General features: G+C 41.2%; 8 protein-coding genes and 2 pseudogenes. All 10 read left to right on the top strand.

What is annotated here, in order from left to right; genetic code table 11:
- Positions 1–1,163 (top strand): trans-sulfuration enzyme family protein (locus ACH2DQ_RS09165; RefSeq protein WP_395026479.1); only part of this gene is annotated, 1,163 nt, incomplete at its 5' end.
- Positions 1,164–1,251: 88 nt separating this feature from the next.
- Entirely contained in the window at positions 1,252–2,373 is a 1,122-nt protein-coding gene (locus ACH2DQ_RS09160; protein WP_394911122.1) for a uroporphyrinogen decarboxylase family protein, read from the top strand.
- A 262-nt stretch (positions 2,374–2,635) separates the two neighbouring features.
- Positions 2,636–2,764: pseudogene (locus tag ACH2DQ_RS09155) on the top strand (endonuclease); the annotation flags it as partial.
- Between the two features lie 169 nt (positions 2,765–2,933).
- Complete coding sequence (eis, locus tag ACH2DQ_RS09150; RefSeq protein ID WP_394911123.1) at positions 2,934–4,151, top strand: enhanced intracellular survival protein Eis; 1,218 nt, start codon at positions 2,934–2,936, stop codon at positions 4,149–4,151.
- Between the two features lie 363 nt (positions 4,152–4,514).
- The gene (locus ACH2DQ_RS09145; RefSeq protein WP_394911124.1) at positions 4,515–5,645 is read left to right on the top strand and encodes a tyrosine-type recombinase/integrase; all 1,131 of its coding nucleotides are present in this window, start codon (positions 4,515–4,517) and stop codon (positions 5,643–5,645) included.
- 196 nt (positions 5,646–5,841) lie between these two features.
- A complete protein-coding gene (locus ACH2DQ_RS09140; RefSeq protein WP_394911125.1) occupies positions 5,842–6,261 on the top strand; it encodes a hypothetical protein in 420 nt (139 codons plus the stop codon).
- The gene (locus ACH2DQ_RS09135) at positions 6,258–7,505 is read left to right on the top strand and encodes a BTAD domain-containing putative transcriptional regulator (RefSeq protein WP_394911126.1); all 1,248 of its coding nucleotides are present in this window, start codon (positions 6,258–6,260) and stop codon (positions 7,503–7,505) included. The genes ACH2DQ_RS09140 and ACH2DQ_RS09135 overlap by 4 nt, the downstream gene beginning before the upstream one ends.
- 266 nt (positions 7,506–7,771) lie before the next feature.
- Complete coding sequence (locus ACH2DQ_RS09130; protein WP_394911127.1) at positions 7,772–8,221, top strand: hypothetical protein; 450 nt, start codon at positions 7,772–7,774, stop codon at positions 8,219–8,221.
- A 16-nt stretch (positions 8,222–8,237) separates the two neighbouring features.
- The gene (locus tag ACH2DQ_RS09125; RefSeq protein ID WP_394911128.1) at positions 8,238–11,534 is read left to right on the top strand and encodes a VWA domain-containing protein; all 3,297 of its coding nucleotides are present in this window, start codon (positions 8,238–8,240) and stop codon (positions 11,532–11,534) included.
- A 20-nt stretch (positions 11,535–11,554) separates the two neighbouring features.
- Positions 11,555–11,989 (top strand): annotated as a pseudogene (locus tag ACH2DQ_RS09120) (hypothetical protein); the annotation flags it as partial.

Here is an 11,989-nt window from a genome sequence, read left to right as displayed (position 1 = left end):
TGTTAAGCATGACCCACTTAGGGGATGATTATGATAAATATTTAAATGCGGTAATTCCGCCGGTTTTTATGAACTCCCTGCATGTATTTCCAACTTTTGAAGAGTATGCCGGATGTGATGCTTCGAAAAAGGGGGCATTTAAATACGGCCGGGTTTCGAATCCTACAGTGCATATTCTGGAAGAAAAGATTGCGGCATTGGAGCATGGATGCAGGGCGGCAGCGTTTGGAAGCGGAATGGCGGCAACGTCGGCGGCGATTCTGGCGACCTGCAAAGCGGGAAGTCATATTATCTGCATGAGGGATGTGTACGGACCGGTAAAGAATATTTTAAACCGGTATATGATTCCAAAGCTAAACATGACCGTTACCTACTGGTCGGGGGAGAGCTTAAAAGAGCTGGAGCATGAAATACGCCCGGAAACAGATCTGATTATGATAGAAAGCCCTGCCACCTTTGTATTTACCGTGGTTGATATCGCCGGTGTTGCCCAAATTGCCAAAAAGCATGGGGTTAAGACATACATAGACAATACATATTGTACGCCGCTGTATCAGAAACCCCTGGATCTGGGAATTGACCTGGTTATGCATACCCTGACGAAATATATCGGCGGGCACAGCGATATTATGGGCGGTATCCTCACATCGGCAGACGAAGAACTTATGAAAGAAATACAGCTGACCGTCCGTGAGCTCTTCGGGGCGAATATGGGTCCCATGGAGGCATGGCTGGCAACCAGGGGACTTCGGACCATGGCACTCAGAATTGCAGAACATGGCAGGACGGCTCAGAAGGTTGCAGAATATCTGGAGAAACATAAAAGGGTAGAGCGTGTATACTACACCGGACTGCCTTCCCATCCACAGCGGGAGCTGATAGAAAAGCAGCAGAAAGGGCATACGGGTTTATTAAGTTTTGTATTGAAAGATTCACCAGAGGAAGCAGTAAAAGTAATTAATAAATTAAAGCTATTTGGAAAAGGATGTTCCTGGGGAGGATTTGAGAGTCTGGCACTCTGTCCGCTGTATACGGCAACGGATGAGGAGATAAAATTTTTAAACCTTACTGAGCATGACAGAGGGCTGATCAGAATCCATTGTGGGTTAGAGGGAGTGGAGAACTTGTTGGAAGACCTGGAAAATGCGTTAAAGCATGTCTGAAAATGAAAGCATGAGTCAAAAACCTCGCTGCAAGCAACGGAGATTTCGTCGCTCGCGAGAATAAAAAAGATGAGATGGGGTGGCGGCAATGAATTACAGAGAAAATATTATGGCGATTTTAAATTATCGGCCTTATGAAAGCATGCCGGTGGTATCCTTTGGATACTGGGTGGAAACACTGGACAAATGGGCAGCGGAGGGACATATTACCAGGGAGGAAGCAGAAGGTTACCGGAAGTTCGGGGACAATTCCGGGGCAGACAAAAGCGTTATGAAAAAACTCGGATTTGATTTTAACTGGAATTCCTGCGTGGGATGCCAGGTGGATATATTTCCGAGATTTGAGGTAGAAATATTAGAGGAAAGGCAAGACGGTTCCAGAGTTATCCGGGATGAATTAGGTCTGATTGTGCTGGAAAAACCGGGTACGGTTTCTATACCGGCTGAAATAGGAACTTCAATGACCGACCGCAAGGCATGGGAAGAACATTATCTGCCCCGTCTGCAATGGTGCCGGGAGCGCATAGATGAAAATCTGTTGAAGTCGCTGCATGATTCATCCGGGCGTGAGGTACCTGTTGCAATTCACTGCGGTTCCCTGCTTGGCAGAATGCGAGATCTTCTGGGAGTAGAGCAGCTGAGTTATTTATATATGGATGATGAAGATCTATATGCAGAAATCATTGATACCATGGCAGGCTTGTCTTACAACTGGGTGAAAGCAGCACTGGAATCAGGCGCAAAATTTGACTATGCCCATTACTGGGAGGATATCTGCTTTAAAAACGGGCCTCTCGTCATACCGGGTGTGTTTGATGAATACGTGGGACCTCATTATAAAAAGACAACAGATCTATTAAAACAATATGGTGTAAATATTGTTTCTGTGGACTGCGACGGATTGATTGACTCCCTGATACCCACCTGGCTGGAAAATGGTGTAAATACCATGTTCCCCATTGAAGTGGGTACGTGGAATGCGTCGATAGCTCCATGGCGAGAAAAGTACGGAAAGCAGATACGGGGTGTCGGCGGGATGAATAAGACCATTTTTGCCAGAGATTATAAAGCTGTTGACGCCGAGATAGAAAGGCTGAAGCCCCTGATCGAGCTGGGGGGATATATCCCATGCCCGGATCATCGGATTGCTCCGGATGCCATATTTGAAAATGTACAGTATTACTGTGAACAGATTCGCAGAATTATTTAATAAAAAAGAAAGATAAAAATAGCGGTACCCGATGGGGTACTGTTATTTTTATGGAAGATAGGCGATTATATAAATTGTTGATCAGGATACTGCAATGAAGCAATAATAGGTAAATATAAAATGTCCGGCTAATTTAAGGAAATCTCCCATTCTCCTTCTGCATATGATAGAATAGTAGAAGATCAAGTTACTTTCGGTTGCAGAAAATAAGTAGAAAGGAAGCCACGTTGCATTTCTTCAACCTTTTAGATATGCGGCCCTATCCCAGGTATACGTTCTGGATGGATTTATTGTCTCGGAGAACGTAAATGTGGAAAGTGTAGATGTTCTGAATGTAGATTTTGCAAATACGGATCATCAGCCTGTGCGTATGACTGTTCGTCTGAAATAGGATGATGGCAGGTACGTGGTAATGATTGCAGGTTGGACAATTACATTCCCCTGTGTTAGAATAAAAAAGATAAACAGGCACAGCTGCCAGAAAGCAATTTTAAAACACGCTCTGGTTCAGACATGCCCTCAGCAAAAAAGATTAGTTTTGACAATTTCTTGGAGGAAAGATGAAAAACGAAGATATGTTTCAAATGCGGCAGCTAAAGGAAAGCGATTTGGAAGAGTTCAATGCGCTGCTTCGCTACGTGTTTCAGGTTACAGGAGATGAATTATTAAAGTCAGGCTGGGAAGAAGACGAAATCCAGCGTGCTAAAGCACCTATACTTAAGCAGTCCTATATACTTGGATATTTTCATAAGGATAAACTTGCATCACAGATCGTGGTGTATCCAATGGAAGTCAATATCTATGGAGAGATCTATAAGATGGGAGGGATTACAGGGGTCGCTACTTATCCGGAATATGCCGGCAGAGGATTAATTCATTCACTGATGCTGAAGATTCTGGAGCATATGAGGGAAGAGCAGCAGACGATTTCATTTTTATACCCCTATTCCATTCCGTTTTACCGGAAGAAAGGGTGGGAAATTGTATCTGATCAGATCAAGTTTAGTATAAAAGATACACAGCTGCCGGGGAAACAACCCGTTCCGGGCATGGTAGAGCGGGTAGAATGGGATCACGAAGACTTAAAGAATGTTTACCGGTACTTTGCAGTCCAGAGACACGGGGCATTAATCAGAGAGGATCTGGCGTGGGAGGAATACTGGCGTTGGGAATCCGATGATGTCATTGCGGCAATCTACTACAGCGAAGAACATAAGCCGCTTGGCTATGTGGTATATTCTATAGAAAATGAGATATTCAATGTAAAAGAAATTCTGTATCTGAATATAGAAGCAAGACATGGAATATGGAACTATATCAGCTCTCATTTTTCAATGATTAACGAAGTAACCGGGTATAATTATACCGGGGAACCCCTTGCTTTTCTTCTGGAGGACAGTGAAATCACGGAGACAATTGCTCCCTATTTCATGGCAAGGATTGTAGATGTTCGGGAATTTATTTTACAGTATCCATTTCAGGTAATGCCGGAGGATTTTCATATACACTTAATTGTGCATGACAATATGGCACCCTGGAATGAAGGAGATTTTCAGATTTACTGGAGGGATCAGAAAACATTTTGCGATCAGGAAAATGATCTGCCCCTTACCAATATTGTGGAACTGGATATCCAGACACTCACAACAATGTTAATGGGTTACAAAAGGCCGTCTTATCTGTATGAAAATGACAGGCTGGAAATGGAATATTATATGGTACAGATATTAGAACGTCTAATACCAGTGGGGAAGCCATATTTTTCCGATTATTTCTAAAATAGTAGCTCATATTGCCGTAAAGACTTAAGTTGATAGAATATGATATATATAAAGGGAGACAGTGTGTAATTAAAACATACTGTCTCCCTTTTTCTGCTTTCGTGAAGTATTCAACTCTATGAAAGAAAATCTCATAGAAAATACTTTCTTTTTCAGTTGCCAATTTTAATTATTCTATCATATTCGCAAAAAATAGTAAACATTCTTGCCTAAAAAGAATTATTAAGAAATTTTAAACACGCCCAAAAGGCCTTTTTAATCAAATTTACCATTAAAAGCCGTCAAATAAATCGTCAGGAAGATTAAAACTTAAAAAATTTACTATAATAAAAGCGTACGGAAAAAGAAAGGAGTTTTATAATGTCCAAGCGAGGAGAAAATATTTACAAGAGAAAGGATAACCGCTGGGAAGGAAGATATCAAAAGTCTGTAGATGTCAATGGCCGGACAAAATTAGGATATGTATATGGCAAGACATACCGTGAGGTAAAAGAAAAACTTCAGATCATGAAAACGGAATCATTTGAAACCCCGAAAGATAACATAACCGTTACCTTTGAAAAAGTCAGCATAGAATGGATGCACAAGGAGAAATTAATCATCAAAGAATCCACTTATTCCAAATATGCCAAAATTTTAGAAAATCATTTGTTACCGGAATTTTCTAAAATGGAAATACAACGCATAAATTCTTTTGCGGTAAACCAGTTCGTTGCAAAAAAGCTCAAAAATGGACGCCTGGATGGAAAGGGCGGGCTTTCTGCAAAGACGGTCCAGGATTTGGTCATGGTACTAAAGTCGATTCTTAAAATGGCTGAAGATGAATACAGCTGTAAGGTGCAGATAAAAAATGCGGTGCTTCCAGACCGGAAAAAGAGAAAGATTTCGGTGCTGACGGTGGATGAGCAGAGGATATTATCTGAATATGCAATGGAAGATATACATGATTATAAACGGCTTGGATTACTTATGTGTATGGTTACCGGAATGCGTCTGGGAGAAATATGTGCATTGCGATGGTCTGATCTGGACTTGAGTGACGGCATATTAAAGATTCGCTATACCTTGCAGCGCATTCAGAATATTTCAGCTAAGGCATCCGAAAAAACAAGCGTGATCATTGATACGCCAAAGACGAACAGTTCCATAAGGGAAATACCATTAACCAACTCAATGGCGTCAATTTTAAGTGCTGTTAAGCCCCGAGAGGAGGATTCCTACTTTTTAACAGGAAGAATTGATAAGTATATGGAGCCAAGAACTTATCAATATTATTTTAGTAGGACAATCGGCCAGTTAAATATTACCCCGTTAAATTTTCATGGTCTTCGCCATACTTTTGCAACCAGATGTATTGAAAATGGTTTTGATACAAAGAGCTTAAGTGAAATTTTAGGACATTCGAATGTAAATATTACCCTGAATCGTTACGTTCACACATCCATGGACGCTAAAAAAAGACAGATGGAACGGACATGCATTCTTATATAAACCTTATATAAACCGTCAATTCAGCCGTCAATGCATGATCAAAGAAATTCACAAGCAGTTAATCTGGGTTTTCTTACATTTTCTTAGAGTTGAATACTTCACGAAAATTTAGAAAGCACGGTAGGATTTTATGCAGGGAACAAAAAGCAATAAAGGAAGGGATTCTGAGCGTTTCATACATATTTTTGGAGACAATATGATCATTTCGATTGATGAAATGGAGAATCAGATTCCGATTGGGAAGATTTATCATTGTTATTTAAAACAGGCTCTTCCATTTTATGGTTTATCCGAAATGGTTGTGTTAATTGATCGTTTGATGGATGAGACAGGAAGTCCGAATGACAGTACATATTCCCGAAACAGTGAATATGGAACAAAGAAAAGCAATTCGGAACCATGTCATGATTTTAAAGAATTTGCAAATGTGCATGGAAAATACCTTACTTTCTACTTGAAGATCCGCTATCGCCAATATGGAAGCTGGCAGGGCGAAATACAGTTTGCCGGAAACAATAAAAAACGCTTGTTTCGCAGCGTACAGGAAATGCTGGGTTATGTCTATAACGTGCTGGAACACAGCTGTGAAATACAGCAAGGGAGGCAGCGCAGATGAAAATAGTGGATGATAAGGCTTTATATGTACATATGCTGGGTGAATTTCATGTGAATTATGGAACGAAGGCAATTTCTTTTGGAAGAAATAATCTGGCAAAATCGGTTCAATTATTTCAAATTATGGTTTTGAACAAGAAAACGGGCGTTTCCAAGGGGTCACTGGTTCAATATCTGTATGGAAGAGATGAGGTAGAGAATGGAAACAGCAGTTTAAATAATACGATATTCCGTCTTCGCAAACTCTTAGAGTCTGCAGGTCTGCCAAAGGATAATTATATTACCGTTCAAAATGGAATGTGCAGATGGAATGAGGAAATACCGATCTATGCCGATATCTATGAGTTTGAAGAACTAACGTCAAAAGGAATGTCTGAAACAGATGAAAAAAACAGGCTATCCTTTTTAAAAGAAGCATGCCTGATTTATCATGGAGAATTCTTACCGATGATGGTAGGGGAAGAATGGGCAATGGCAGCTAATATCCACTATCAGGAGGTTTATTTTTCCAGTCTGAGAATTGTTTGCGAAGAACTGGACAAACAGAGGGAATATGAAGAAATATTGCGGCTCACTACAGCGGCTGCCCATGTTTATCCCTTTGAAGAATGGCAGATCTGGCGCATAGACAGTCTGATTGCTATGAACCGATATAAAGAAGCAATGGATGTCTACCAGGATGCTACAAAGATGTTCTTCGATGAACTTGGATTATCACCTTCCAAAAAGATGATGGAACGTTTCCAGGTGATGAGCAGCCATATTCAGCAGCCGGTCAGAACAATTGTTGACATTAAAGAAGGGTTAAAAGAAGAAAATGAGCGAAAAGGAGCTTATTATTGTACATTGCCCAGTTTTATAGATAATTACCGAATTCTGAGCAGGATGATGGAACGGACGGGTCAGTCTGTGTTCTTAATGCTCTGCACTCTTACGGATTCAAGCGGCACACCGTTAGAATCCCCTAAGAAGCTGCAGGAGGTATCTCAGAAATTCCAAATGGCAATCCAGCGTTCTCTTCGACGTGGGGATCTATATACCAGATACAGCCCATGCCAGTTCTTATTACTGCTCCCGGGTACCAATAAGGAAAACTGCTCCATTATTTCAACCCGTATAGACCGAAATTTTAAAGATGAAGGGGGAGGCCGCAATAAGATTAATTATTATACCGCATCTGTTGCAGATATGAAGAACGGATCCGGTAAACTGAATTTTGTATCCGGGGATCTAAAATGGGTGTAGAAAATCAGAACAGTTATGGGCGTATATTAAAAACATTACATAGAAATGCACAGTCACCGGGAACGGAGGGCTGTGCTTTTTTGTGTTTGCGTGGAAAATAGGCTTTGTATACAGCGTGTCTTTCACGGCAATAGCTCCAATTTATCCGCCTCCAATTAAATAATTTCATAAAATACGAAAAAAATCAAAATAGTTCCTTACGAAAGAGGTAGCGAAATACCTGCTTTGTTATAGTGTTATTAGAAAAGCCGGGGAGGTTGTATCAGATGGACATATTGCAAATAAATTCTGCAGCCCCAAATATCTTATGTATCTGTATTGACAGCGTAAATCACAGAGAAGGCAAAGGCAGACTGTATCACTGTTACAGCAGGGAAGCAGTTCCGTTTGAAAATGAATTTCAGCTCATTGCCAAGATGGATGATTTGTTTGAACATATAAATTATCCACAGGCAGCAATGGAGAGCAGACAATTTATAGAGAAGAAAAATTCGAAGACACAGGAGGCGGTAAGAGTAATGGATAAAGATGAAGTAATCAATCAAAGCGGAGACCAGGCAACATTCATCGTTCATGTTCAATATCGTCAAAATGCCACCTGGCAGGGGCAGGTTGTCTGGGCAGAGAAAAAGATCACAAAGAATTTTAGAAGCGCCCTTGAGCTGTTAAAGCTCATTGACAATGCGCTGGATGAAAGCGGAATAGAAGAAGAATAAAAAGAAGGAGGAAGTCATGAAGAATAAAGTGAAACAGAGATTGCTGGCAGTTGTCCTTTGTCTTGTACTGCTGCTGAGTAATAACATTTCCTTAATGGCAAGGGAAAATAAAATAGCAGACATTGATTCCTCCGCAGCCGGAGCAGAATCGTCAGAGCAGGGATATGGAACAGGTGATCTTCCGCTTACAGTTCAGGATCAGGGCAGTGAGGGAAGCAGTCAGTCGAATCATGGAAACGGTATGGATAATCAAATCATAATACCGGAGACAGAATCGGTAAATGGGCAGCTATCGGAAATGGCAGAGCCGCAGACGGGAGCAGAGCCACAGCCGGAACCACAGATGGTACCACAGACGGAACCACAGACGGAAGACAAATCTGAAGTAGCTCCCGAAACGAATGTCAATGAGACAGAAACAGAGCCGGTCAATAACAGCGGACAGGAAGACACGGTCATTGACACAGAAGCAGATGCTCCATTTGCAGGAACATATCAGGATGAATCAGTGGAAGTCCGGGTAAGCGCCGAGGCAGGGGTGATTCCCAAAGATGCGCAGCTAGCGGTTACTCCGATACTTAGAAAAGAAATTCCATCAGAAGCAACGCAGGAAGAAAAAGAACAGATCGAGAATATCAATGCAAAATTTAGCCAGACACAGATGAAGCTGGAAGAAGCGGTTTCCGAAAAAGAAGACACTTCACTTGCCGGATTTGTAGCATATGATATCAGCTTTATAATAACAGATGCCATAACAGGAGAAAAGAGTGAAATAGAACCTGCAGGAGAGGTAAAGGTTCATATGAACTTCCTGAATGGTGCATCTGTAGAAAATGAAAAAGAAGATGCCAATACCCAGGTAAGGGTGCAGCATTTGGAAGAAAAAGAAACAGCACCCAACGGTGTTCAGGTTGTGGATATTACCGATCAGGCAGATATTACCGTAGAGGAAGATGGGATAGTTAAAGATGTGGCATTTTCATCCGATAAGTTCAGTGTGTATGCACTTGCTTTTGAGATCAGGAGTGTCGAGAGTTATGCAAGGAGCCAGACGGTTAAAATTGAATGCCGTGATATGAGTTCAGGTGCCATGATCAGTGGATCGCCAAACAGCATTACCATAGATAATGGAGAAGAACTTTCCTTAAGCGCAATAGCTGACAGAGTTGGTAAAATTAGTGGATATGGATCACTGATGGAAGCCGTTTGTAATCGGTATAATATAACCGGATTAAGAGTCAGAAGTAATGTACAGCAATTTCAATATAATAACTACTATTGGTACGATGTTAATAATGCAACCGTATATCTCTATTTTGACAAGGTGACAAATATAACGGTACGGTGCTTTGATTATTATACAGGGAAAGAAATTTCAGGAGGTCAAAGAAAACTATCCATTGGGAAAAACCAAAAATTAGATAGTTTAGAGAAACTCTATTCGGCACTGGAAGCCGTAGAAGGTTACGACAGACTACTTTATGCAAAACAGGGAAATAACACATTATACGGAATGAGCATGGACCGATACGGTAATCTCAGCTATAAAAACTCATTTGCCCAGGATTCCTGGACCGGTACCAACACCTACGTTTCCTTTGATTTTTATCTTCAGCCGGTCAGAGATTCCGGCAGCACGGACGAATACGGTGAAGTTCACCACAAAAAGCAGATCGACTACCTTGGAGATAAAGGAGTAAACCAAGATACAAATCTGAGAGGCGAGGATAAGTACCGTTTGTATTTAGACGTAACCGGAACACCGGAGACGGCACCGGAACCGGCAGACATCGTTTTAGTATTAGACAGTTCCGGAAGTATGGCATGGAACATGAACAACGGGAACAATGCAAGCCTGGGAAGCCGGAGAATGGATTTTCTGAAAACAGCTACCAGAAATATCATTGATACGTTAAAAAGCAGCCAGAGCAACAACAGGATTGCAATTGTGGAATTTGATACGCAAATCAATACATGGGCAAACCTGAACGAAAATCTTTCGGCAGGCAGTTTAAAGAATATTATTGGAGAAGCAGGGTATCCAGATTGGGATAGCAGAAGCGGAAAACTTGAAGTTGGAGGCGGTACTGATTACAGTCTGGCACTGTCGAAAGCTAATGAAATGCTGTTTAGCAGTGAAAACAGCGGAAGTGAAAAAAGGAAGAAATTTGTTGTATTTGTTACCGATGGCGCACCTACCGCTCCTTTTGGCGGAGGGTCTACCACGACGGAACGTGATAAACAAGCTGGCTTAAATGCAGCGGCAGCCCTTCCGGATTTAAGCGGATTTTATGTAGTAGGCGTAGCAGGAAACACAATGTCTGATAACATAGATTACTTAAAGACTTTAACTGAAACACCAAAATCGGTTCTGAAAGACTATTTGGCAGGCAATGATGCCGAGGGACTAAAAGATGCCTTTAAATCCATCACGAGTACCATAACAAAGCAAATAGCCGGGGTTTCCATTCAAGACACATTAAGCAAGCATGTGAAATTTGCCCCCTCCGCAACATTGGACTTAAAAGTAACAAAATTAGCGCCGGATGCAGGGGCTGTACCGGAAGTCATGAACAAAAATGATTATACGGTAACCACAAGCGGGAAAACAATTAAAGTAGACTTCGGCAAGGATTATTTTCTGGATCCAAGGGCTGTTTACACCGTATCCTTTAATATCGTGTTAGAGGAAGAGTCAAAGGATCTGGAACCGGTGGATATGGGTCAGGACAATACAGATTACGATAAATGGTATCCTTTCAGTGAAGGAAAAAAAGGACTGTACTCTAATGAAGGCGATGTAAGCCAGACGAATGTATCCTTTTACTGGGTGGATAATGGAGTCTGGACTCCGAAAAAATTACCTTATAACATCCCAATTGTAAAGCCTCTGAGACAGGAAGGCAAAGTCAGAATACAAAAAATAATCGATGGTGTTGATGACGAGGTACGTCAAAATCTTTCAAAAGATCAGTTTATGATAGAAATCAACAGTATCAGCGGTGATTCCTTCCAGACAGCAGCCATACTGACCGATAATCAGATCAGTTCCTATATAACTGTTTATCATGAGACTGTATTTCAGATTTCCGAAATTATGCCCCAGGAATACACCTACGGAGATCCGGCACTGGTAATTAAGAGCGCCGATGGCAAGGATGTGGGCAGCAACAGAATTGACCTGAAAAAAGGTACCGTTACGATTAAACCGGGAGATGATGTAATCGTTGAAGTTCACAACCAATACACTCCCCAAAATTATTTTCACAATTATGATACGAAATCAAATGATTTTGCAAGCTATAATAATTGAAAGAAAGGGGGCAGAGAATATTGCGTAATCGAATTAAAGGAAAAAGTAAGTTACTGTTGTTTACAGTTGGAATGATTGCGCTGCTGGGAATCGGTTCTACTTTCTCCTTTCTAAAATTAGAGGTGGAAAAAACAAATAACCTGACTGCTCATCATACAGATGTTGAGATTGTGGAGAAATTTCCCGATAATCCCAAAACAGGAAAAGATGTAATAAAAGAAGTAGAGTTCATCAATAGAGGTTCTTCCTCCGTGTTTCTCAGAATGTCATATGTGGAGTATTGGCAGTCCGGGGGCAAAGATGCCGGAAATCTTCTTTCAAATCAAGTTGGAAATGTTGATGTAGCAGTGAAAAACTGGAATCAAAATTTTAATCCCCTAAGGGAGAGCAGCAGCTGGGTTTCCGGTGGAGACGGCTGGTATTATTATAAAAAAGTTCTGAAATCAGGAGCATCG

Source organism: Robinsoniella sp., assembly GCF_034124845.1.
Note: the sequence above shows the minus strand (reverse complement) of the source record. Positions and strands in the feature narration are given on the sequence as shown.

Excerpts from the sequence above, each read along its gene's own strand:
- ACH2DQ_RS09160 (WP_394911122.1), top strand. The coding sequence starts at position 1,252 with ATGAATTACAGAGAAAATATTATGGCGATTTTAAATTATCGGCCTTAT.
- eis (WP_394911123.1), top strand. The coding sequence starts at position 2,934 with ATGAAAAACGAAGATATGTTTCAAATGCGGCAGCTAAAGGAAAGCGAT.
- ACH2DQ_RS09145 (WP_394911124.1), top strand. The coding sequence starts at position 4,515 with ATGTCCAAGCGAGGAGAAAATATTTACAAGAGAAAGGATAACCGCTGG.
- ACH2DQ_RS09140 (WP_394911125.1), top strand. The coding sequence starts at position 5,842 with ATGATCATTTCGATTGATGAAATGGAGAATCAGATTCCGATTGGGAAG.
- ACH2DQ_RS09135 (WP_394911126.1), top strand. The coding sequence starts at position 6,258 with ATGAAAATAGTGGATGATAAGGCTTTATATGTACATATGCTGGGTGAA.
- ACH2DQ_RS09130 (WP_394911127.1), top strand. The coding sequence starts at position 7,772 with ATGGACATATTGCAAATAAATTCTGCAGCCCCAAATATCTTATGTATC.
- ACH2DQ_RS09125 (WP_394911128.1), top strand. The coding sequence starts at position 8,238 with ATGAAGAATAAAGTGAAACAGAGATTGCTGGCAGTTGTCCTTTGTCTT.